Consider the following 22,822-nt stretch of genomic DNA (forward strand, 5'->3'; position numbering starts at 1 on the left):
GTCAGACCTGCAGGATCGAGGAAACCAGGAGCTGGCTATAGGCGTGCTGCGGATCGTCGAGCACCTGATCGGTCAGGCCGTGCTCGACCACCTCGCCGCCCCTCATCACCATCAAGCGATGGGCCAGGAGCCGCACCACGCCGAGGTCATGGGTGACGACGATCGCGGCGACACCGGTCGAGGCGACCAACTGCCGCAGCAGATCGAGAAGACGCGCCTGGACGGAGACGTCGAGGCCGCCGGTCGGCTCGTCCAGGAAGAGAAGACGCGGACGGCTGATCAGGTTCCGTGCAATCTGCACCCGCTGCTGCATGCCGCCGGAGAAGGTATCCGGCCGATCGTCGATCCGGCCTGTGTCGATCTCCACCCGATCGAGCCAGTCCAGAACCTCGCTCCGGATGTTGCCATAGTGCCGCGCGCCGACAGCCATCAGCCGCTCGCCGACATTGCCCCCGGCGGAGACACCCATGTGCAGACCGTCGCGTGGGTTCTGATGCACGATGCCCCAGTCGGTCCGCAACAGCATGCGGCGAGCGGGCTCCGACAGCGCGAAGACGTCGACCAAGCCGTCGGCGCGGGTGTCGTACTCGATCGTCCCGTCGGTCGGCTCGACCTGCGCCGAGAGGCATTTCAGAAGCGTCGTCTTGCCGGCGCCGGATTCGCCTACGACGCCCAGCACCTCGCCCGGCCACAGATCGAAGCTGACGTTCCGGCAGGCGACGGTCCGACCATAGAGGCGGGTGAGTCCGCGCACCCGGAGAATCGGTCTTTCCGTCATGCCGCCGTCTCCTCGCCGTTCTCGGCGCGCCGTCCGGCGCAATAATCCGTGTCGGAGCAGATGAACATGCGGCCGCCTTTGTCGTTCGTGACGATCTCGTCGAGGAAGCTGTCGGTCGCACCGCAGAGGGCGCAGGATTCCGGCCACTGCTCGACGGTGAAGGGATAGTCGTCGAAGTCGAGGCTTTCTACCGCGGTATAGGGCGGGATGGCGTAGATCCGCCGCTCGCGCCCCGCCCCGAAGAGCTGGATCGCCGGGTTGCGGTCCATCTTCGGGTTATCGAACTTCGGGATCGGGCTGGGCGAGGTGATGTAGCGGGCATGAACCCGGACCGGATAATTGTAGGCCTTGGCAATCCGTCCGTACCTGGCGATGTCCTCATAGAGGCTCACCTGCATCACGCCGTATTCCGCCAGCGCATGCATCTTTCGTGTCTCGGACTCCCGCGGCTCAAGCCAGCGCAGCGGCTCCGGGATCGGCACCTGATAGATGAGGACCTGCCCCTCCCGCAGCGGTGTTTCGGGGATGCGGTGCCGCGTCTGGATCAAGGTTGCCTCCGCCGTCCGTTCGGTGGTCGCGACGCCGGTCGTCTTCGCGAAGAAGGCGCGGATGCTGACCGCGTTCGTCGTGTCGTCGGCCCCCTGGTCGATGACCTTGAGGACGTCGTCCGGACCGATGACGCTGGCGGTGACCTGGATGCCGCCGGTGCCCCAGCCATAGGGCAGCGGCATCTCGCGCGAGCCGAACGGCACCTGATAGCCGGGGATCGCGATGGCCTTCAGGATCGCCCGCCGGATCATCCGTTTCGTCTGCTCGTCGAGATAGGCGAAGTTGTAACCGGCGACATGCTCCGCTCCGAAGGCCGCCGTGGTCTCGTCGCTCGTCATTCCGCGGCCACCTTTCTGCTGTTGTCCTGCTCTGCCGCATCCCGCATCGCGCGGACCATGACGAGTTCCGCCTGGAAATCGACATAGTGCGGCAGCTTCAGATGCTCGACGAAGCCGGTCGCCTGGACATTGTCGGCATGCGCGAGAACGAACTCCTCGTCCTGCGCCGGGGCGGCCGCCTCCTCGCCCAGCTCGCGCGCCCGCAGCGCTCGATCGACAAGCGCCATTGACATCGCCTTCCGCTCGCAATGGCCGAAGGTCAGGCCATAGCCGCGCGTGAACTGCGGCGGCATCGTCGCCGAGCCTTTGAACTGGTTCACCATCTGGCATTCCGTGACCGTGACCTCGCCGAGCTCGACTGGAAAGCCCAGCTCCTCCGGCACGAACTCGACATCGACCTCGCCGAGCCGGATCTCTCCGGCGAAGGGATGATTGTTGCCGTAGCCGCGCTGCGTCGAGTAGCCGAGCGCGAGCAGGAAGCCTTCATCGCCGCGCGCCAGCACCTGAAGGCGGAGATCGCGATCGGCGGGAAATTCGAGCGGGTCCCGCGTCACATCGCCGACCGGCGCGTCGTCCTCCGCCGTCTCGGCTTCGAACAGACCGTCGCGGCCCAGGATATCGGTCACGCGCGGCATTGCCGCCACTGACTGTTCCGCCTCCTCAGCTGCCGCGACCGGCGCGCCCTCCGCCGCCAGCGTGAAGTCGAGCAGCCGGTGGGTGTAGTCGAAGGTCGGCCCAAGGACCTGACCGCCCGGGATATCCTTGAAGGTCGCCGAGATCCGTCGGCGCACAACCATCTCCCCGGTATCGACCGGCTCGGACGCGCCGAACCTTGGAAGCGTCGTGCGATAGGCGCGAAGCAGGAAGATCGCCTCGATCAAGTCGCCGCGCGCCTGCTTGACCGCCAGCGCCGCAAGCTCCCGGTCATAGAGCGATCCCTCGGTCATCACCCGATCGACGGCATGGGCAAGCTGCTGGTCGATCTGCGCCAGGGTCAGCTCAGGCACCGCCGGGTCGCCGCGGCGCTCCTCCGCCAGCAGGCGATGCGCGTTCTCGATGGCCCGCTCGCCACCCTTCACCGCGACATACATCGGTCAGCCCTCCACGATTGTCGTTCGCGGTAGCCCGCAAAGCCGCGCACCGCAGGTCAGGAACATGTCGACGCCCTCCGGAAAGCGGTCGACGTTCTCCCTCCAGGCCCGCCAGAATCCGTCCGGCAGCCCCTCAACGGTCAGCCGATGCTCGGTCTCGATCCCGGGACCGCGGAGTCGAAGCGGGCCGCCCTCGCGCAGCTCACCGACCTCGACGATCAGTGTCGCTGAGCGATCGGGATAGGCGTCGGTACCAACGGTGAAGCGGATGAGCGGCCCCAGCGCCGTCCCATCGCCGATCACCGCGAACTGCGCGGCGCCGGCGTCCGTGACGATCGGGCAGCCGCAGTGAAACCGCAGCGCCGCCGCAGCATCGGCAGCCGCTGCGTCGAGCCAGACCGGCGTGTCGTGATCGACCAGGGAGAGGCAAAGCGATGCCGCAGCCGGCCCGATCGTCCAGCCCGCCTCATTCAAGGACGGGCTTTCGACGAGGCGACCGGGTCGCGCGAGCGCTTCGAGCGCGACGCGGAAGGTGCGCTGGGCATCGAGGACCGGATCGGCGAAGGCGCTGCCGATGGCGCCGGTTGTTGCGAGCGTCATAACGTCACCTGTCCCGAACCATCGTGAGGAACTCCACCCGTGTCGCCGCGGCCTTCCGGCGCCGCTCCGCCTTTCTCGCAGCCTGAGCCTCGGAAAGCGGCCGGGTGACCAGCGCCTCGACCTCCGCGCGCCGGTCTGAATCCTGCAGCAGCGCGTCGAAGATGGCGGCCAGCTCCGCCTTGCGGTGGTCGCGACCGGCGACATAGCCGTGGCCGACAATGCCGTTCTCCAGCGCGACGGCGCAGCGCGACACGGTCATCTCGCCGAGATTGAACCGCTGACCGGTGCCGCCCGCCCGGCCGCGCACCATAACCAGCCCCGTCTCAGGCCGCCGGAGATGCCGATAGGCGGGCTTCCCGCTCATTGCACCCCACGCGCGGACAAGTGCGTCCGTCGGTGCCTTGGCCAGAACGGCCATCCAGGCCCGGCGGGTGTCCGTCGCAGTGGACTTGGCCGGTTCGTTCGATTGCGGATGAGTTGTCATATTCATCTATACATCTAGACATCTATATGTTAGGAAGGATGCTGCAGCCGTTGCTTTCGATTGTAAAGGCGCGAAATGAGAAACTTTTCTGACAATGGGGTCGACATGGGATCTGACATGGACCGTGGCACCGGCGTGGCGCTGTGGCGCCAGATCCAGCAGGCCCTGCATGCGGAGATCGTCGGCGGCGCTTTCAAGCCGGGAGAGCGTCTGCCGACCGAGGCCGAGATGTCGCACCGTTTCGGCGTCAATCGCCATACCCTGCGGCGCGCCGTCGGTGCCCTGCAGGACGCCGGCGTGCTGCGAGTCGAGCAAGGCCGCGGCACCTTCGTCCAGGAGGACGTGATCGATTACCCGGTCGCCCGGCGGACCCGCTTCTCCGAGAACATCACGCGCCTGCACCGCCATCCGAGCGGTGAACTCCTCCGCGCTGCCGAAATTCCGGCTCCACCCGAGATCGCGCGCGGGCTCAAGATCCGCACCGGGCGCCGGGTGGCCCTGCTCGAGATCGTCGGCGCCGTTGACGGACGACCGGTCAGCATCGGCGCCCACCATTTCCCGAAGCCCCGCTTCGACGGCCTGATCGACAGCTATCGCGCGACCGGCTCGATCACCAAGGCTTTGGCGCAGCATGGGATTGGCGACTACTTCCGGCAGGTGACTCGGGTGACGTCGCGGATGCCCACGCCCGACGAGGCCCGCCATCTCCATCAGGCGAAGACGCTGCCGATTCTGGTGACGGAGAACGTCAACGTCGATCCTGAAGGCCGGCCCATCGAGTTCAGCGTCTCGCGCTTGGCGAGCGAGCGGGTTCAACTCGTCTTTGAGCCTTAAGCGACCGACACCTTCTCGGCAAGGAGATGCCAGTGCCAGGAACCCGGCCGGCGGTGCTCGACCTGCTTCAGGCTCAGGACCTCGAACTCGGCGAACAACGCCGCGAGCTCTCCGGCATCGCAATAGAAGTGCGGATGCCCCTTGTCGTTGTCGCCGTCGATCACGAAGGTACCACGGCCAACTTCACGCCCTCGGCCGAAATTCACGTTCCGCTTCGTTAGCATGGTGCCGAGATAGAGGCCGCCCGGCCTAAGCACCCGGAAGATCTCGCCGATCGTGCGCTCCACGACATCGGAGGCGCCATGATAGATCACGTTCCAGGCGACGACGAAATCGAACGCGCAGGACGGAACAGGCAGGTCCGTCATCAGCCCCGCGCGGAACGGGACCGCAAGTCCGCGCTCGGCCGCGGCGGCCTGGGCGAAGGTCAGCCCCTTCGGACTCCCGTCGATCGCCTCGACGGCGAAACCCGCCTCGGCGAGGAACAGGGCATGGCGGCCGACCCCGCAGCCGAGGTCCAGCGCATCGCGACAGCCACGCGCCCGCAGCTCCGGCAGGAGAAGGCGCAGATCCTCCTCCGGCTCTAGCCATTCGGCTCGACCTTCCGTCGTGCTCCACCGCCGGTCCCAGGCATGGTGGGCCGTCGCGGTTTCGAATCCGTTCGCATTAGCGGTCATGAACAACCCTCAGATGACGCGTTGCCGCAGGAAGGTGCTGACGCGCTCCACCACCAGCACCAGAAGAAAAATGCTCAGAATGATCGTTGCGGCCTGGGCATAGCTGAACAGGTCCATCGCGACCTTCAGCTCGATGCCGATGCCGCCCGCCCCGACGAGCCCGAGAACGACGGAGGCGCGCGTCGCCTTCTCGAGACTGAACAGCGAGGCGCCGATGAAGGACGGAAGCGCGGCCGGGATTACAGCACAGAACACCCGGCCGAGACGGGATGCGCCTAGCGCCGTCAACGCCTCTTGCGGGCCGTGATCGGCCTCTTCCATCGCCTCGGCGAAGAAGCGGCCGCAGAAGCCGATCGTGTCGATCATGATCGCCAGCGCCCCGGCGAACGGTCCGAGGCCGACGGCAATCACGAAGAGCAACGCCCAGACGAGATCGGGCACCGTCCGGAACAGCGAGATCAGCGCGCGGGAGCAGCCGTAAAGCAGGATGTGCGGCGTCTGGCTGCGCGTGGCGAGAATTGCCAGAGGCAGGCTGAGGACGATGCCGAAGACGGTGCCCACCAGCGCCATCTGAAAGGTCTCGAGAAGAGCGAGGGCGATCGAATCGAGACGGCTCAGATCCGGCGGAAACATCTGGCCGATCATGCGGCCGATGCCCGGAATTCCGGCGACGAGATCCTCGACCGAGATGCCGATGCCATCGATCGACGCCACGAAAAAGGCGATCGCCAGAAGATAGGCGAGAAAGGTGCCGATACCCGGCCGGTCGAACCGGCCGGGGACGGCGGGCCCACGCTCGGCTACCGCCGACGGACCGACGAAGGGCTCAGCCATAGATCTCTCTCAAGCCTGCGAAATCCTGCGCGCGCGCCGGGCCGTCCAGCTCGACCCGCCCGGCGCGCAAGCCGACGATGCGATCGGCATAATCCACGGCGTGGCGCAGATCGTGCGACGAGAAGAGCAGCGTCAGCCCCTCCCGACGCATGAGGTCGCTGAACAGGCCCATCACCTCCTCACCGGCATTGGGATCGAGGCTCGCGACCGGCTCGTCGGCCATGACGAACTGCGGGCGCTGCATCAAAGCGCGGGCGATCGCGACGCGCTGCGACTGGCCGCCCGACAAGCTGTCGACCCGCTGCCGCGCGATATGCGGCAAGCCGACGAGGTCGAGGCAATGCATCGCCTCCTCCCGGACCGCCTTAGGCGCCAGGCCGTGAAGCCAGTAGCGCGCGCCGGCGTGGCGTGCCTGCGCGCCGTGAACGACGTTCGACAGGGCGGAGAGCCGCGGCACCAGATTATGCCGCTGGAAGACGAAGCCGACGCGGGCACGCAGCCGCCTGAGGTCGCGCGGCGCCAGCCGCCTCACATCGCGCTCCAGCAGCCGTACGGAACCGCCTTCGGCTTCGATCAGGCGCAGGCAGCACCGCAGGAGGGTCGACTTACCGGCACCGTTCGCACCGATCAGGGCGACGGACTGCCCGCGGAGAACGGCGAGATCGACGCCGTTCAGCACCGGCTTCGCCTCGCCGAACGACTTGACCATGCCTCGGATGTCGAGGTCGACCGCCGCCGGGACCGCCGCTCCGGCGAGCGGAGTCGGAGCGGCGGCCTCGACGCGGATTGGGTCGGCGGCCAGCGGCCGCGGTTGAAGGGCCAACATTAGTTGCCGACGAACTCGGCATATTCCGGATGGCCGATGGTCTCGTACATCGACCGGACATAGTTGTAGTCGGCGTCACTGACGTTGGGGAGGAACTTCATTCCCAGATATTTCTGGTTGTCCTTGCCCACGAGAATCGCCTTCACCAGCGGCTCGGCATGCGAGACAAAGGCGCCGCGTACCGTCTCTACAACGTTCTTGTCGACATGCGCACCCGCAACGAGCACGTCGTTGGGGAGGTCAGGCCCGCGGCCGATCACGCGGAAAGCACCGGGCTCGAAGGCTGTCTCTTTCTCGCGGATCTCGAGAAACTTGCCGTAGTTCATGCCGACGGCGGCGATGTCGCCCCGCTTCAGCGCCTCCCAGGCGACGTTGCGGCTGATATGCGTCATCTGCACGTCGTGAACCGGGTCGACACCATAGTCCGCGAGCACCTGTGCCGGCGCGAGATGGTTGGAGGTCGAACCGATATCGCCGAGCGCGATCTTCTGCCCCTTGAGATCGGACGGCAGCGTATAGCTGCTCTCGGCCATGACGATGATCGCCGAGAAATAGTCCGGCCGAGAAAAGCCGACGACAGGATAGGCCTTGGCCCTCTTGCCCATCACGACATATTCGGAAGGTCCGGTGAGCACGAAATCGACCCTCTGCGCATTCAGCGCCTCAACCGCCGCAGTGCGGCTGTTGACGGGGAAGAACTCGAACTCCAGCCCCGTGGCGTCCGATAGGACCTGGCGGAATTCGCCGAACTCCGCCTGAAGCATCTCCAGGCCGGAGATATCGGTGATCGCAAAGCGGACGGCATCCGCCGCGCTGGCCACGCTTGCGGCAAGGCCGAGCGCCAACGCCGTAAGCACGCCTGTGACTTGTCTCAGTTTCATGACGAATCCCTCGTCGAAAATTGGCTTTTTTTCATCGCGCGACGATCGGCAGCGCGTCGTCGACGTCTAAACGTCTAAACAAATTTTGTGACGCCGCCGTGACTCGCCGGTGAACAGTTGGAGGATTGAGCCGCGCCGCCATTGGTCACTCGAGTCGAGGAATCAGCGAGCCCGATCAGCTACTTGCCGCCGCTCCCGATGGTCACGCCCCGCCGACGATGTCAGTGATTCATCCAGAAGAAAGCGCGGGACGACACTACCCTCTGTCAAACTCCTGTCATCCGATGCTGATAGGAGAAAGCCGACATACAGATCTTTTGGAAGTGCTGAATGAGACGCGTCTTACAAAGCGATCGCGTGCTGTGGCCGGACGGATCGCTGGCGGAAGGATCGGTCGTGATCGAGGACGGCGTGTTCGCGCCGGACACCGCGGCCGGTGCAGCCGCCGCTTCCGGCGATCGCACGATCCGGGCGGACGGCTTCGTTCTGCTCCCCGGCATCGTCGATTTGCATGGCGACGCCTTCGAGCGGCAGATCATGCCGCGGCCCGGCGTTGCGGTCCGACTCGACCTCGCCCTCACCGAGACCGACCGGCAGCTTGTCGCGAACGGCATCACCACCGCCTTTCACGGGGTGACGAATTCCTGGGAACCGGGCCTGCGGAGCCGCGATGCCTTCCTGCGCCTGGCGGATGCGCTCGCCGGGCTCGACGGCGCACTGGCCTGCGACACCCGTCTGCATCTCCGCTTCGAGACCTTCAACCTGGATGCCGTCGAGGAGATGGAGCAGTGGATCGCCGGGGGGCGGATCGGCATTCTCGCCTTCAACGATCATACGCCGGAGATCCATCGGGCGCGCAGCGACCCTGGCAAGGTCCGGAAATATGCCGAACGCGCCGGCCTGCCGGGCGAGGAGTTTCGGCTTCTGGTCGAGCATGTCTATGCGCGCCGCGACGCAGTCCCGGCGGCGGTAGAGCGCCTTGCGGCGGCGGCGCGGACGCATGCCATCGGCCTGATGTCCCATGACGACGACAGCCCCGCCCTGCGCCGCCACTATCACGGACTCGGCTGCCGGATCGCCGAATTCCCGAAGAACGCGGAGACCGCCGAGGCCGCACGAGCGCTGGGCGACGCGATCGTGATGGGCGCGCCGAACGTTCTGCGCGGCGGCAGCCACAACGGCGCGGTCTGCGCGACGAGCATGATCGAGGCGGGGCTCTGCACGATCCTCGCCTCGGATTACTACTACCCGGCGCCGTTCCATGCCGCGTTCCGCCTCACCCGCGACGGTCGCGCCTCTCTCGGGGAGGCTTGGCGCCTCGTCTCGATCAACCCGGCCCGCGCCGCAGGCCTCGACGACCGCGGCGAGATCGCGGTCGGGCAGCGCGCGGACTTCCTGCTGGTCGATGTCAGCCGGCCGGAACTGCCGCGCGTCGCCGCGACCTTCACCGCCGGACGGCCGGTCCATATCGCGGACTCGACTGTGGCGAGGATGTTGGAACCGTAGGGGCGGGTTTAAAAACCCCAACCCCTACCCTGCTATCGCCGGCCGGCGCTCCTCCCATAAGGGGAGGGAAATCGCAACAACGCCCCTCAGATGAAATCCCGTCGGTGCTTGCTGCGCCAGTTTCGCGTCGTCACGATCCGGCCGGCCTCATAGGCTTCGAGCGATCCTTCGACGTGGAAATGCTCGCGATCGCAGGTGACCGTCGTGCGCGTCTCGGTGCGGACCGACCAGTCGCCGCGCGTCAGTTCCTCCGTCCAATGGGTGTCGACCCGCGCCGAGGTCGGATCGTCGGGCAGGATCCGGTAGGTCTCGCGGCCGACGGAGCCGGTGACGAGATCATGCGCCCGGTTTCGGTTCGCGCCGAAATCGTCGATGATCCTGATGACCGTTTCGCCGGTTTCCATGTCACGCTCGATGCGCCGCAGGTGGCTCGGCTCGCGGATCGGCTCGAAGTCGACCGGCGGCGCGGACTCGGGCTCCGGCAGGGAGCGCAGCGTCTCGGGCCGCGGCGCACGAACGGGAAGCGCGAGTTCGCTGGCGCCGGTATGAAGCGTCAACGTGACCGGCTCCGGCGACGGCCAGATCAGGGGCCAGTAGGCGGTGGAGAGTGCGATGCGGATTCGGTGTCCGGCGGAGAATCCATAGGCGACATCGTCCATCTGCACCCGCACGCGATAGCGCCGGCCGGGCTCGAGCGCGGCGGGCTGCTCGTGACTATCGCGATGGCAGAGGTTCAGAACGCCGTAGGTGACGCGCGTCGACTCGCCGCCCGGCAGGACGTCGCACAGCCGGACCGCGATGTTGGCCTGCGGCCGATCGACCGACAGTTCGAGCTCGACTGTCGGGGCGCCGAAAATCTCGACAGCCTCGGTCAGCGGCTCGCTGTCGAAGACCAGGGAGCCGCCGTCGTCGAGTCGCTGGTCGGCCGGCGATTCCGGCCCGAGCCAGATCGGACAATATTCGCCGGCGGCGAGTCCCACCGTCTGCGGCGAGGCCAGCGTGAGCGCCTGCTCCGGCTCTGCGGCGATGGCGAGCCGGCCGGCGTTCAGCCGGTAACGGCGATTCTCGATGTTCGGCGACGGCCAGCTGTCCTCCGCGATCCAGCGGCCCGGCCGCTCGGTGTAGTAGGCACGCGGCGGCACGCTGTCCTGAAGGTAGGCGCGATAGAGCGGATCTTGCATCACGCCGGTGTCCCGGCCCTTGAGCCACTGGTCCCACCAGCGCAACGCCTCCTGAAGGAAGCCGATCGCCGGCCCGGGAACGGCGAAATGCGGATATTTATGCAGCCAGGGACCGACGAGGCCGCGCACGGGCGCCTTGATGTTGGCGACGAGCTGCGGCACGGCATTGGAATAGGCATCCGCCCAGCCGCCGACGGCGAGGACGGCGGCCTCGATCGTGCCATAGTCTTCGCAGACGGAGCCGTGCTTCCAGAATTCGTCCCGGCGCTGGTGGCCGAGCCAGTTCTCAACGAGGAGCGGCTCGTTCTCGAGGCGATTCAACCACATCTCCCGCCAGCGCTCGCCGACCAGCGACGGGTCCGGCGGCCGCGAGGAATAGGCCAGCATGGTCTGCGACCAGCCGACATTCTCGAGCAGCATGCAGCCGCCCTTGTAATGAATGTCGTCGGCATAGCGATCGACCGTCGAGCAGAGGGTGATGATCGCCTTCAGCGCCTTCGGTCGGCGCGCGGCGACTTGCAGCGCATTGAAGCCGCCCCAGGAGATTCCCATCATGCCCACGGTGCCGCTGCACCAGGGCTGCGCCGTGATCCAATCGATCACCTCAAGGCAGTCGTCCTGCTCCTGCTTCAGATATTCGTCCCACATCAACCCGTCGGACTCGCCATTGCCGCGCATGTCGACCCGCACACCGGCATAGCCGTGGCCGGCCAGATAGGGATGGGTCAGGTGGTCGCGAACGACTGTGCCGTCCCGCTTGCGATAAGGCAGATATTCGAGAACCGCCGGAACCGGATCCGCTTCGGCATCCTCCGGCAGCCAGATCCGCGCGGCCAGCCGGCAGCCGTCGGACAGCTCGATGAACACATTCTCGATCTCCCGCACCTTGCGCGGGAACGTCTCGACGATCTTCAATTCTCACTCCAGGAAATTCATCACAGAGACACAGAGGATCTGAATATCTTCTCCATGCCTCGGTGTCTCTGTGGTTTTTCAGTAGAAAATTTTCTAGACCAGCCCGCCATTCACATGGAGCACCTGGCCGGTGATATAGCTGGCCTCGCGCGAGCAGAGAAAGGCGACCAGGGCGGCGACCTCATCCGGCTCGCCGAGGCGGCCGAGCGGCACCTTCCCGGCGACCTCGCGCCATTCGTCGGCCGAAAGCGACGTCCCGGTTCCCGCCTCCTTGCGGATCAGCCCCGGCGCGACGCAATTGACGAGCACGCCATGCGGCGCAAGCTGCAGCGCGAGCGCCCGCGTCATCGCCTCGAGCCCAGCCTTCGCCGCAGCGGAGGCGGGAAAGACGGGATAGTCGGTGCGAAAGACATGGGCGTTGTAGGTGGAGATCGACACCACCCGCCCCTCGCGCGCCGCCTTCAGATACGGCAGGGCGACCGTCGCCAGATCGAAGAATGCGGCCGTCACCACCGACTGGACATGGTCCACACCCGCGCGATCCAGGGTGCCGAACGGCCGGCGATCGGCAAATCCGGCATTGCTGACCAGCACATCGAGGCCGCCGAACCGCTCGGCTGCCCGATCCACCAATCTGCGGCCGACGGCCGGATCGACAAGATCGCCCAGCTCGACCGCCGCCTCGGCGCCGGCCGTCCGGACCTCGGCCGCAACGGCCTCGGCACCGTCGCGGTTGCACCGCGCATGGATCAGGATACCGACGCCCGGCCTGGCGAGCCGGCGGCTAATCGCCGCGCCGATTCCGCTGGCCGATCCTGTGACCAGGATCGAGCGCAGGCGCGCGCCGGCACCCGCCATTCCGCCCCTACTCCGCCGCCAGTCTTGGGCGGGACTCCAGGCCACGCTCGACGATCGCGGCGACGCGGGCGCGCTCCTCTCCCTCGAGCGGCAGGCGCGGCGCCCGCAGGGTCTCGGTGCCGAGCCCGGCCATCGCCTGGGCGAACTTGATGTACTGTACAAGCTTCACATGCGTATCGAGATGGAGCAGCGGCATGAACCAGCGATAGAGCGCCCGCGCCTCCTCCCAATTGCCGGCGCGCGCGAGGGTCCACAGCCGCACCGATTCGCGTGGGAAGGCGTTGACGAGACCGGCGACCCATCCCGTCGCCCCGAGCAGCATGCTCTCCAGGATGAGGTCGTCGACGCCACAGAAGAGGGTGTAGCGATTGCCGCAGAGATTCACCAGGTCGGTGATTCTACGGACATCGTCGGACGATTCCTTCAGCGCCACCAGCGTCGGCTCGTCGGCCAGTTCCACGAACATCTCGGGGGTGATGTCAACGCCGTAAGAAACCGGATTGTTGTAGACCATGATCGGCAGATCGCTGGCCCGCGCGACCGCCCGGAAATGCGCAACCGTTTCACGCGCATCGGTCTTGTAGACCATCGTCGGCAGCACCATCAGCCCATCGGCGCCCAGCCCTTCGCAATCGGCCGCGACCCTGCAGGCCGCCGCGGTCGAGCACTCAGCCACGCCGACCACGACCGGCACGCGCTTCGCCGCGGTTTCCACCGCCATCCGCACGACCTTGCGCTTCTCCTCCGGCTCGAGGGCGGAATTCTCGCCGAGCGTGCCGAGCATCACGAGGCCATGCACCCCGGCTGCGATCAGCGTGTCGAGATGCCGCGCCGACGCTTCAAGATCGAGTGACTGGTCGGCCTTGAACTGGGTCGTGACCGCCGGAAAGACACCCGTCCAGTCCTGGGTCATCGGATTCTCCTCCTCTGTATCGCGGCCGCCGCACCATTGCTCCCGGCCGACCTCGAACCATTTTTCGGATATTTTATACAATCTGCACGTAGGCGAAGCAACCGAAGCTGCGCCATAGGCGGATGCAGCGAGTCCCCAGGCTTCAATCTACGGTAATTCACGCTCCCCCAAATGCAACCCGGATGCGTTTGTCACTTCTGTTACACCTCCGACGGAGCTAAGCTTGCCGCGGCAAGCGGGGCGAGGCTGCGGGACAAGACATCAGGGCGAAGACCGGATTGGCGCCAAGTCGGTCTATCGCTCACATTGCGTACCGTGGGAGGTCACATCATGCCGGCCGCCGCTGCAGACGAGGTTGGCCTGGACGGGCGGTCCAGATGGCTGTCGTCGTTCAAAGCGCTGATACGGCGCACCAGAAAGGCGGACACCCTCCAGCCGCTCCGGCTCCTGCTGGTCGCGTCCGTCCTTGTCCCGATGCTGCTGTTTGCGGCGGCAGCGTGGCAAAGCTACCAGAAAACGATCGAAGAAGCTGAAATGGAGGTTCGCAAGACCGTCTCCATTCTCCATGAACATGCACGCAAGGTTTTCGAGACGCACGAGCTCTTGATTGCGCGTGTCGACGACCACATCCGCGATATGTCCTGGGAAGCGATCGGCCATTCCGAGAGCCTGCACACATATCTTCGCATGGTCGCGGCCGGTCTGCCCCAAGTGGATGCGATCTGGCTGGCCGCTCCGAACGGCCTTGTCCGCAGCAGAAGTCATCTCTCTCCGGCGCCTGACATCCTTGTCGCGGACGAGGATTACTTCGCCGCGCAACGCGCCAGGAATGCCGGCACATATGTGAGCAGATCCCGCCACGACCGACCCGCCGCCGACACGCTGAACGTCACGCGCCGGCGCACGACGGCGGACGGGACGTTCGACGGTACCCTCACCGTTGCCGTGTCTCTGGATTATTTCCGTCGCTTCTACACCGATATCACGCCCCTTCACGATCACGTGGCGGGCCTGATCCGGATGGACGGAGACATCCTCGTTCGCAACCCGGCTCCCGCAGCGTTCCAGCGCTTGCCGGACAGCAGCGGCTTCAGGAAGGCCATAAAGCTTGCGGACGAGGGGTTGTTCACCGCCCCGTCCGCGATCGACGGCGTCGCGCGGATCAGCGGCTACAGCAAGCTGGCCGGCTATCCGGTCTATGTCGTGTTCGGCCTGGACAAGAACGCGGTGCTCGGCGAATGGCATCAGGACCTGCTGGCCTACGGCATCATCGCCGTCCCCGCTGCGGCCGGGCTTTTCCTGCTTACCTGGTTCGCACTGCGAAAGAGCATGGCACACCGCCTCGCTTTGCAGAGATGGCAGCAGGAACGAGAGCTTTGCGGGCTTCTCGTCAACAGCAGTTCGGATGGGATCCTGGCCTATGACCACCACTTGCGCTGCACGTTGTGGAATCCTGCAATGGAGGCGATTTCTGGCCTCTCAGGCGAGCGCATGCGCGGGAAGGACCTGCGTCACATCCTGCCATCCGTCCGAGGAACGCTGATCGAGCCTGTGATCCGCAACGCTCTCGCCGGGGCCGGGAACGGAGCCGGGATCGGGGATGCGGCCGAACAGCGCTTTTGGCCCGCGAACGCCGACGCAAGGAACCCTCTCGAGACCCGGAGCGGGCCACTGCGCGACTGGGACGGCAAGATCATCGGCGGGCTCTGCTTCGTTCGCGACCGGACGGAGCAGCGCCGCCTGGAGGAGGAGTTGCGGCGGGCGGAAGCGGCGGAAGCGCGGCGTGAAGCGGAACGGGAAGCCGAGCAGCGCCTTGCCGATATCGCCGCGAACTTCCCTGGACATATTTATCGGCGCATTCTCCATCGCGATGACCGCATCAGCCATCCCTATCTCGGCCATACGGCCGACACCATTCTTCGCTTTCAGCCTTCCGGCGCCAAGGAGCCGCTGCCCCTCGAAGAATTCGCCCGCCAATACATCCATCCGGACGATGCGTCGCGCTGGCGCGAGGCGGTCCTGGTTTCCGCCCGAACGCTCTCGCCCTACAGGCTTGAGTTTCGCGTCATCGATTCACATGGCGATGTTCACTGGCTGCGGAGCGACGCGCGCGCCTATCGAGGTGAGGACGGCACGGTGATCTGGGACGGCGTCGCGATCGATATCACCGATCTGAAAGAAACCGAAGAGGCATTGCGCGAGAGCGACGAGCGGATGAGCTTGGCTGCGGAAGCAGCCGAGCTTGGGCCGTGGAGTTGGGACATCGCCCGTCGGCGCGTCCGATGGTCCGACCGCTGCAAAGCAATCCTCGGCCTGCCGCCCGAAACCGAGAGTAGCTGCGAACGGCTGCTGTCCACGGTTCATCCCGAAGACCGCGACCGGGTGCACGAGGCAGTCCGATCGGCGCTGGACGAGCGCCGCGGTTACGAAGCCGAGTTTCGGGTGATTTGGCCGGATGGCAGTCAGCACTGGGTCCTGGACAAGGGCAGCGCCCTCTATGATGTGAATGACGTTCCGGTTCGGATGAGCGGTGTCATAGTCGACATTACGGCTCGTAAGCTGGCGGAGCTTGAGCGGCAGCAAAAGGGATGATATCGGCCGCAGCCGATGATGTGACGAGCGGGAGCCGGGAATGGACGCAGCGGATCTCAGGGTCTTCGAGGCGGTGGCGCGGCTGGGCGGGATGAACCGGGCGGCTGCCGAGCTGAACACCGTGCAATCGAACGTAACCGCCCGCATCCGCCTGCTCGAGGATGAGCTGAAGGCACCGCTCTTCCACCGTCACAGCCGCGGCGTGGCACTAACTGCCGCCGGGCGCCGTCTGCTGCCCTATGCCGTCCGGGTCCAGCACCTGCTGGAGGACGCGCGCCGGGCCGTCGAGGACGACGGCACACCCAAGGGGCCGCTGACGATCGGCTCGCTCGAGACCACGGCCGCGCTGCGGCTTTCGCCCCTTCTCTCAACCTATGTCGCGGCATACCCCGCAGTCGATCTGGTGCTTCGAACCGGCACCTCCTGCGAAATGATCGAGGCCGTGCTGGCGCACCGGCTGGAAGGCGCGTTCGTCTGCGGTCCGGTGAACCATCCGGAACTTGAGGAAGAGATCGTCTTCCGCGAGGAGCTCGTGATCCTCACGGCCCCGGCGGTCGGAAGCCTGGACGAGCTGATCGGGACAAGCGACCTCAAGGTCGTGGTGCTGCGCGCCGGCTGCTCCTATCGCCAGCGGCTTGAGGAAATCCTGGCCAGGCGCGGTGTCATCGGCGTCCGTCGGCTCGAGTTCGGCACGCTCGAGGCCATTTTCGGCTGTGTCGCCGCGGGGCTCGGCATAACCCTGCTGCCGAGGAGCTTGATCGGCCCGGTCTGGGACGACGGCCGGGTCGCTATCCATACGCTGCCGGAAATCGAGGCCCAAGTGGAGACGATGTTCATCCGCCGCCGCGACGCCTTCGTCTCCAGTGCGCTCGCCGCTTTCCTGCACTATGTCCGACCGGCGGGGTCCGCCCATGCGAATGCCGCGGAATAAGCGCAACCCATCTTTACCTCAGATAGGACTGATCACTTAAAATCGTTTTTCATGATTTCGGTGGCGCCCTAAGCTCACCCCCCTGTTCTCCTATATCGACAGTCAGGAGGTTTCTCCATGCCACTTCGGACCGCCCTGACGCAGCGGTTGGGGTTGAGCCACCCCATCATCCAGGCGCCCATGGCAGGCGGTGCGACGACAGTCGATCTCGTCGCCGCCGTCTGCGAGGCCGGCGCGTTGGGATTCATCGGAGCGGCCTATCTGACGCCGCGCCAGATCACGGATATATCGCAGGCCCTGCGGGCGCGGACAACCCGCCCCTTCGGGATCAATCTCTTCACCCCGCTTCCCGCACCCGACATGCCGAAAGAGGTTGGCCCCGCATTGGATCGCCTGGCCCCCTACCATATGGAGCTCGGCCTGCCACCGCCCACCCTCCCCGCCCTGCCCGCCGATCCGTTCGACGAACAGCTGGCAGCGGCCCTCGACAGCGGGGCGTCGGTATTCAGCTTCACCTTCGGCGTCCTGCCGGTGGGTGCGATCGAGTCCGTCAAGACCCGCGGCGTGGTCCTGATCGGCACGGCGACGACGGTCGAGGAAGCTGTCGCTTTGGAGCGGGTGGGCGTCGATGCCGTGGTTGCCCAGGGAAGCGAAGCGGGCGCGCACCGGGGCACGTTTGCGACCGGGTTCGACGCGGCGATGGTCGGGACCATGGCCCTGGTGCCGCAGGTCGTCGACGCCGTCACCGTGCCTGTGATCGCGTCAGGCGGCATCATGGACGGCCGTGGAATTGCCGCGGCGCTGACCCTGGGCGCGAGCGCCGTGCAGATGGGCACGGCCTTCCTGACCTGCGACGAAGCCGGTATTCCGGAAGCTCACAAGCAGGCGATCCTCACCGCTGCCGAGCACGATACGCGCCCGACGCGCGCCTTCTCCGGCCGCCCCGCGCGGGGGATCGTCAATCGTGTCATGACGGACCTCGACGGCAACGACGAGGCCATTCTCCCCTTTCCGCTTCAGAACGCGCTGACCCGGCCGCTCCGGACCGCGGCGGCCAAGCAAGGCCGGGCGGAGTTTCTGTCGCTCTGGGCAGGGCAAGGCGTCCGCTTGGCGCGCCGCCAATCGGCGGCAAGCCTAGTTGCGCGGCTCGCGGACGAAACGGCGGCGGCGATCGGCCGACTGACGGGATCGACCATTCCCGCCGAGCCACGCTGACGTTATTGACCCCGTCGAGGCGCGAGTCCTACGCTCGATCGGCACGGAAAATACGGACAGGGAGAAAATCCATGCGACGCAGATCGCCCGCATTCATCGCCGCGCTGGCGGCATTGCCGATGACTCTGTCGCCGGCTCTCGTACACAGCGAGGATGCAAGCCTCTGGGACGTTTACGAGACCGTGCTCAAGGATGCGAAATATATCGATCTCACGCATGCGTTCAGCCCGACCATCGCCGTCTGGCCCGGCTTCGGGACGGCAAAGTTCAAGCCGGCCTTGGCTGGCGCGGACATGCCGGGCTACATCGCCGAGGGCCAGGAGTTCACTTACGAGAAGCACGGCTTCGTTGCGACAGCCTACGAGCTGACGACCGACCAGTACGGAACGCAGCTCGACCCGCCGGCACACTGGGACGAGTACGGCGCGACAATCAGCGATCTGCCGCCGACTTACGCCGTTCGGCCGCTGGTCGTGATCGACATCCACGAGAAGGTGGCGCAGGACCCGGGCTATCACTGCACGGTCGAGGACATCCAGGCCTGGGAGGCGGAGCATGGCCGCATCCCCGAAGGCGCCGTCGTCATGATCCGCTCGGACTGGTACAAGAGGTGGGATGACGTCGAGCGCTTCAACAAGAAGCCGTTCCCGGGGATCACGCTCGATGCGCTCAAGTTCCTGCATCTGGAACGCAGCATCCTCTTCCATGGCCACGAGCCGCTCGACACCGACACGACTCCCACGCTCGAGGGCGAGGCCTGGCTGCTACACAACCATTTCACCCAGGCGGAAGGGGTCGCCAACCTGGATAAGGTGCCGGAGGCTGGCGCGCTGATCACGATTGGCTTTGCGAAGCCCGAAGGGGGAACCGGCGGATACGCCCGCTATGTCGCGATCGCGCCGTCGGACTGGCAATACGGCGTTTCCATCACCGAAATGCCCGGAGCGCCCCTGCCGAAGCAGCCTTATCCGCTGCAGCGCGACGAGAACGGCGTCATGCGGCCGACGCAACCATAGCCCGATGCACGGATCGGCTCGGCGGCGATCTTGAGGCGCTGATCAAGATCACCGCTTCCCCGCTTCGGGATTCGGTGCGTCCCGTTCATGGCACTTCAACGACGGGCTCACCCAAGAGTTCGAACCGTGGCCGGACGCCAAGGCCGGGCGCGGTGGAGGCCGCCATCCGTCCGTTCTCGCGGCGCGGCGCACCTTCGGCGATGCTGACGGTGACATAGCTGTTGAAGTCGGTCGCGGTGAAGCGGAACGGGGCCGGCGTGCTGTGGGCGAGATGGGCGATCGCCGCCGTCGCGATATCGCCGCCCCAGCTATCCTCGATAGTCATCGCCACGCCCATCGCGACGCAGAGGTCGCGGACCTGGCGTGCCGCCGTCAGGCCGCCCAGCTTGCTGATCTTGATGTTGACCACGTCCATCGCCTGATCGGCCTGGGCGCGCAGCAGCGTGTGGATGCTGTCCACCGACTCGTCGAGCACGAAGGGGTGGTCGGTGTGGCGACGGATCGTCAGGCACTCCTCATAGCTGAGACAGGGCTGCTCGATATAGACGTCGAGATTCCTGACGGCACGCACCACACGCATCGCCTGATGCGGCAGCCAGCCCGTGTTGGCGTCGGCGATCAGCACGTCGCCGGGTTTGAGCTCGGCCGCCACGGCGTGGATGCGCGCGATATCCGTGTCGGGATCGCCGCCGACCTTCAGCTGGAAGCGGTGATAGCCCTCGGCGCGATAGCCGGCGACCTTGGCGGCCATGCGATCCGGCGCCTCCTGCGAGATCGCGCGGTAGAGATCGACGCTGTCGCCATGCGGGCCGCCGAGCAGGGTGCAGACCGGCAGCCCCGCCGCCTGTCCCAGAATATCCCAGCAGGCGATGTCGATGCCCGACTTGACATAGGAATGGCCCTTGAGCCTGGCCTCCATCAACCGGTTCAACGGCCCGAGCGCCGTCGGGTCTTGGCCGATCAGATGCGGCGCAAGCTCGGCGATGCCGGTCCTGACCCCGGCCGCATAGGACGGCAGATAGGCCGGCCCGAGGGGACAGACCTCACCATGGCCCACGAGCCCCTCGTCGGTCTCGACGCGCACGACTGTGCTGTCGAAGACGCTGACCGACTTGCCGCCGGACCAGTTGTAGCTGCCTTCATGCAGCGGCAGATCCACCCGATATGCGGCGATTCTGCTGATCTTCATGAGGTCGGCTCCTTCGCTTCGATCGAAGCGCGATGTTCTGCGAGGAATTGGATGAGCGCGTTGCCAGCAGCGAGTATATGCCGCTCCAGCAGCGCACATGCCGCATCGGCCTCGCGCTTCCGGCAGAGTGCAAGGATCTGTCGGTGCTCCATTTGCGCGCGGGCGCTGCCGCGGGTCAGGAGTAGTTGTAGGCGCGAGTATCGGTCCGTGTTGTTGTGCAAATTCTGAATGATGGTCAGGGTGCGCGGCCGATCCGCCGGCTCGTAAAGAGCTGCGTGGAACTGCCAGTTCAGCTGCCCCCAGGCCGTGACTTCCTCGGTCTCGAACGCCTTATCGAAGCTGTCGAGGACCTGCCCCGCCCGGTCGCAGATCGCGTCGGTCAGATGCGGCACGGCGCGCGCCAGAATATCGGTCTCCAGCCGGGCGCGGATCTCGAACAGCTCGCCGATTTCGGCGAGCGAGAGTTCGGATACGGTGGCGCCGCGATGCGGGTAGAAGGTCACGATCCCTTCCGCCTCGAGCTGGCGGAGCGCCTCGCGGACCGGAATGCGGCTGACACCGTAGTCGGCGGCGATCGCATCCTGGCGCAGCTGTGCGCCGCCAGGGATTTGGCCGCCGAGAATCCGTTCGCGCAGCGCCTCCACGATCGCCCCGGTCACCGTTTGGCGACGGAACGGTTCGAAGGATGTGGGTTTCGAAACCAAGAGACGCTCCAATGCCCGATCAACCCCGGCATTTTGTATACAATATACGATTCCGTTGAACAACAGCGGAGGTGATCCGGAACCCGGTCGAGGATGGCGTGTTGGAGTGCCTGTCGGCGAAGCGCCGCATTCATGCATCACGCACTCCCAGGAGGGACTGACGATGAACAGATGGACGATACCGGTTACCGCAACGGCATTCTTCGCGATGGTATTGGCGGCGCCAATGACCACGGCCAGCGCCCAACAGATGGGCGGGGATTTGAGCGTCCAAGACCGTTACTTCCTGCTGCATGCCGCGCAGGATGGCGCTGCGGAGGTCGCGATGGGCAAAGTTGCTGTCGAGAAAGCGCAGAGTGAGGAAGTCAAGCAGTTCGCGCAGCGCATGATCGACGACCACACGCAGGCGAACCAGAAACTTATGGAGATGGCCGAGCAGAAGGACATAGAGGTGCCGCAGGAAGCCGGCGCGGTGCATGAACAGATGATGCAGTATCTGCAGGAGCTTTCCGGCGAGCAATTCGACCAGGCCTATATGCAGGAGCAGGTACTCGACCATGAGGCGGCCGTCAGCCTCTTCGAGAAAGAAGCCCAGCAAGGTCAGGACGCGGAACTGAAGAGCTTTGCTTCCGAAACGCTCCCGACGCTTCAGGAACATCTCGAGAGCGCTCAGCAGCTTGCCGGGGCCGGCCTGACGGCGGAACAGTAACGGCGAGGCATCATTTGGCCCGGAGCAACGAATTCCGCTCCGGGCCGCACGCAAATCCGGAAGACACTGGACCTAGCCGATGGCTGCCCCAGCTTGATGGGGCAGTCTGGATGAATTTTCCGAGTCGGCCGGATGACGTGCTCGTTTCTGCGGATGCTTTTCCCCGTTCTTCTGATGCTGGCAGCGGTCGCACCGGCCCACGCGCAGGGACGACTCAAAGATTGGAGCTGGAATCCCGCAATCGAGGTGGCCGGCCAAACGGTCGTCTTTCCGAGCCATAGCCCTTTCACCTTGGCCGATGTCGGGCGCGGCGCCGAGTCCGACCCGCCGCAGGATGCAACAGGCACCTTGTTCATGCCGCCCTCCGCCTCACCCGCGACTCCCGTACCGGCCGTCGTGCTGCTGCATGGCTCCAGCGGCGTGCAGGCGGCGCGCGAGTTGACCTACGGCCGGGAACTCGCGGCCATGGGAGTCGCCGTCCTCGTCGTCGACAGCTTCGCGCCGCGCCGCGACCGGGCGCGGGGATTTACCGAGCGCCTGCTCAAGATTACGGAAACGATGCTTCTCGCCGACGCCTATGCGGCCCTGCGGTTTCTCGCGAGCCGTTCCGAGATCGACGAGACGCGCATCGCGCTCGTCGGCTTCTCCTATGGCGGGATGGCGGCGACTTATGCCGTGTATGCTCAGGTGGCCGAGCGGCTGGCGCCGGAGGGTCGGCGCTTCGTCGGTCATGTCGCCTTCTACGCGCCCTGCATCGTCCGCTTCGACGACTCGCGAACCACGGGCGCGCCGGTGCTGATGCTCGCCGGGGCGGAGGACGAGATCGTGGATCGGGAGCGCTGTGCGGAAGTAGCCGATGACCTCCGCTCGGGCGGCTCCGCGGTGGAGACGATCGTTTATCCCGGTGCTTTTCACCAGTGGGACGGAAGCCTCACAGGCCCGCGGCGCATCGGCCGGCTCCTGACCGCCTGCGACTTCCGGGTCGAGACGGACGGCGCCGTGCGCGACAACCGCACCGGCTTGGTGATGAGCGGCCCCTTCACCCGAAGGCTGATTCTCGCTTTCTGCGTCGGCAGCGAGGGATACCTGATCGGCAGGGATGACCGAATTCGCGCACAGTCGAACCGCGATCTCGGACACTTTCTTGCCCGGATCTTCGACAAGGCGGGCGCATCTCGGACGGAGTAGAATCCGGTTGGCG

General features: G+C 65.9%; 22 protein-coding genes. 8 read left to right on the plus strand and 14 right to left on the minus strand.

The features are described 5' to 3' along the window. Position 1: 1 nt before the first annotated feature. The 5 genes from phnK to phnG are packed head-to-tail and all read right to left on the minus strand — an operon-like array spanning position 2 to position 3,846. Positions 2-778, minus strand: a complete 777-nt coding sequence (phnK, locus tag DT069_RS04015) for a phosphonate C-P lyase system protein PhnK (RefSeq protein ID WP_119458997.1) — start codon at positions 776-778, stop codon at positions 2-4. Then, a complete protein-coding gene (locus tag DT069_RS04020; RefSeq protein ID WP_119458998.1) occupies positions 775-1,665 on the minus strand; it encodes an alpha-D-ribose 1-methylphosphonate 5-phosphate C-P-lyase PhnJ in 891 nt (296 codons plus the stop codon). Before DT069_RS04020 ends, phnK begins: the two co-directional genes overlap by 4 nt. Beyond that, on the minus strand, positions 1,662-2,756 hold the full coding sequence (locus tag DT069_RS04025; protein WP_119458999.1) for a carbon-phosphorus lyase complex subunit: 1,095 nt from the start codon (positions 2,754-2,756) through the stop codon (positions 1,662-1,664). Before DT069_RS04025 ends, DT069_RS04020 begins: the two co-directional genes overlap by 4 nt. Before the next feature lie 3 nt (positions 2,757-2,759). Next, the gene (gene phnH / locus DT069_RS04030; protein WP_119459000.1) at positions 2,760-3,356 is read right to left on the minus strand and encodes a phosphonate C-P lyase system protein PhnH; all 597 of its coding nucleotides are present in this window, start codon (positions 3,354-3,356) and stop codon (positions 2,760-2,762) included. Between the two features lie 4 nt (positions 3,357-3,360). Beyond that, positions 3,361-3,846 (minus strand): phosphonate C-P lyase system protein PhnG, encoded by a 486-nt coding sequence (phnG, locus tag DT069_RS04035; protein WP_425449990.1) that lies wholly within the window; start codon positions 3,844-3,846, stop codon positions 3,361-3,363. 111 nt (positions 3,847-3,957) lie between these two features. Here phnG and phnF point away from each other — a divergent pair, with 111 nt between their 5' ends. Continuing rightward, positions 3,958-4,674 (plus strand): phosphonate metabolism transcriptional regulator PhnF, encoded by a 717-nt coding sequence (phnF, locus tag DT069_RS04040; protein ID WP_425449991.1) that lies wholly within the window; start codon positions 3,958-3,960, stop codon positions 4,672-4,674. Here phnF and DT069_RS04045 read toward each other — a convergent pair. From DT069_RS04045 to DT069_RS04060, 4 genes are read right to left on the minus strand one after another with little or no spacing between them, the layout of a single operon-like run. Then, positions 4,671-5,351, minus strand: a complete 681-nt coding sequence (locus tag DT069_RS04045; RefSeq protein ID WP_119459002.1) for a class I SAM-dependent methyltransferase — start codon at positions 5,349-5,351, stop codon at positions 4,671-4,673. The two genes, phnF and DT069_RS04045, sit on opposite strands and share 4 nt — an antisense overlap. A 9-nt stretch (positions 5,352-5,360) precedes the next feature. After that, positions 5,361-6,185 (minus strand): phosphonate ABC transporter, permease protein PhnE, encoded by an 825-nt coding sequence (phnE, locus tag DT069_RS04050; RefSeq protein WP_119459003.1) that lies wholly within the window; start codon positions 6,183-6,185, stop codon positions 5,361-5,363. Continuing rightward, on the minus strand, positions 6,178-7,011 hold the full coding sequence (locus tag DT069_RS04055; protein ID WP_119459004.1) for a phosphonate ABC transporter ATP-binding protein: 834 nt from the start codon (positions 7,009-7,011) through the stop codon (positions 6,178-6,180). Before DT069_RS04055 ends, phnE begins: the two co-directional genes overlap by 8 nt. Then, the gene (locus tag DT069_RS04060; protein ID WP_119459005.1) at positions 7,011-7,892 is read right to left on the minus strand and encodes a PhnD/SsuA/transferrin family substrate-binding protein; all 882 of its coding nucleotides are present in this window, start codon (positions 7,890-7,892) and stop codon (positions 7,011-7,013) included. Before DT069_RS04060 ends, DT069_RS04055 begins: the two co-directional genes overlap by 1 nt. Positions 7,893-8,222: 330 nt before the next feature. Here DT069_RS04060 and DT069_RS04065 point away from each other — a divergent pair, with 330 nt between their 5' ends. After that, positions 8,223-9,398 (plus strand): alpha-D-ribose 1-methylphosphonate 5-triphosphate diphosphatase, encoded by a 1,176-nt coding sequence (locus DT069_RS04065; protein ID WP_119459006.1) that lies wholly within the window; start codon positions 8,223-8,225, stop codon positions 9,396-9,398. An 86-nt stretch (positions 9,399-9,484) separates the two neighbouring features. Here DT069_RS04065 and DT069_RS04070 read toward each other — a convergent pair whose 3' ends face one another. The 3 genes from DT069_RS04070 to DT069_RS04080 all read right to left on the minus strand — a co-directional run bounded on the left by DT069_RS04070 (position 9,485) and on the right by DT069_RS04080 (position 13,265). Beyond that, complete coding sequence (locus DT069_RS04070; protein WP_119459007.1) at positions 9,485-11,494, minus strand: CocE/NonD family hydrolase; 2,010 nt, start codon at positions 11,492-11,494, stop codon at positions 9,485-9,487. Positions 11,495-11,587: 93 nt separating this feature from the next. Further along, on the minus strand, positions 11,588-12,352 hold the full coding sequence (locus DT069_RS04075) for an SDR family NAD(P)-dependent oxidoreductase (RefSeq protein WP_119459008.1): 765 nt from the start codon (positions 12,350-12,352) through the stop codon (positions 11,588-11,590). Positions 12,353-12,359: 7 nt separating this feature from the next. Beyond that, positions 12,360-13,265, minus strand: a complete 906-nt coding sequence (locus tag DT069_RS04080; protein WP_119459009.1) for a dihydrodipicolinate synthase family protein — start codon at positions 13,263-13,265, stop codon at positions 12,360-12,362. 330 nt (positions 13,266-13,595) lie between these two features. Here DT069_RS04080 and DT069_RS04085 point away from each other — a divergent pair, with 330 nt between their 5' ends. The 4 genes from DT069_RS04085 (at position 13,596) to DT069_RS04100 (ending at position 19,019) form a co-directional block, all read left to right on the plus strand. Beyond that, positions 13,596-15,857: a PAS domain-containing protein gene (locus DT069_RS04085; RefSeq protein WP_162912972.1), complete on the plus strand. Its 2,262-nt coding sequence runs from the start codon at positions 13,596-13,598 to the stop codon at positions 15,855-15,857. Between the two features lie 40 nt (positions 15,858-15,897). After that, complete coding sequence (locus tag DT069_RS04090) at positions 15,898-16,788, plus strand: LysR family transcriptional regulator (protein WP_119459011.1); 891 nt, start codon at positions 15,898-15,900, stop codon at positions 16,786-16,788. 117 nt (positions 16,789-16,905) lie between these two features. Then, a complete protein-coding gene (locus DT069_RS04095) occupies positions 16,906-18,003 on the plus strand; it encodes an NAD(P)H-dependent flavin oxidoreductase (protein ID WP_119459012.1) in 1,098 nt (365 codons plus the stop codon). Positions 18,004-18,074: 71 nt separating this feature from the next. Next, positions 18,075-19,019, plus strand: a complete 945-nt coding sequence (locus DT069_RS04100) for a cyclase family protein (RefSeq protein ID WP_119459013.1) — start codon at positions 18,075-18,077, stop codon at positions 19,017-19,019. Between the two features lie 85 nt (positions 19,020-19,104). On the opposite strand, the gene DT069_RS04105 is transcribed toward DT069_RS04100, so the two are convergent. Together DT069_RS04105 and DT069_RS04110 are read right to left on the minus strand one after the other, a co-directional pair. Then, a complete protein-coding gene (locus DT069_RS04105; protein ID WP_119459014.1) occupies positions 19,105-20,208 on the minus strand; it encodes a cis-3-hydroxy-L-proline dehydratase in 1,104 nt (367 codons plus the stop codon). Next, complete coding sequence (locus DT069_RS04110) at positions 20,205-20,912, minus strand: GntR family transcriptional regulator (RefSeq protein WP_425449992.1); 708 nt, start codon at positions 20,910-20,912, stop codon at positions 20,205-20,207. Before DT069_RS04110 ends, DT069_RS04105 begins: the two co-directional genes overlap by 4 nt. 163 nt (positions 20,913-21,075) lie before the next feature. Here DT069_RS04110 and DT069_RS04115 point away from each other — a divergent pair, with 163 nt between their 5' ends. Both DT069_RS04115 and DT069_RS04120 read left to right on the plus strand, forming a co-directional pair. After that, positions 21,076-21,621 (plus strand): DUF4142 domain-containing protein, encoded by a 546-nt coding sequence (locus DT069_RS04115; RefSeq protein WP_119459016.1) that lies wholly within the window; start codon positions 21,076-21,078, stop codon positions 21,619-21,621. A 132-nt stretch (positions 21,622-21,753) separates the two neighbouring features. Continuing rightward, positions 21,754-22,809 carry a dienelactone hydrolase family protein gene (locus DT069_RS04120; protein ID WP_425449993.1) on the plus strand — a complete coding sequence of 352 codons (1,056 nt, stop codon included), beginning with the start codon at positions 21,754-21,756 and terminating at the stop codon, positions 22,807-22,809. The last annotated feature ends 13 nt before the right edge of the window (positions 22,810-22,822 follow it).

Source organism: Virgifigura deserti (assembly GCA_003576685.1).
Lineage (GTDB): Bacteria > Pseudomonadota > Alphaproteobacteria > Dongiales > Dongiaceae > Virgifigura > Virgifigura deserti.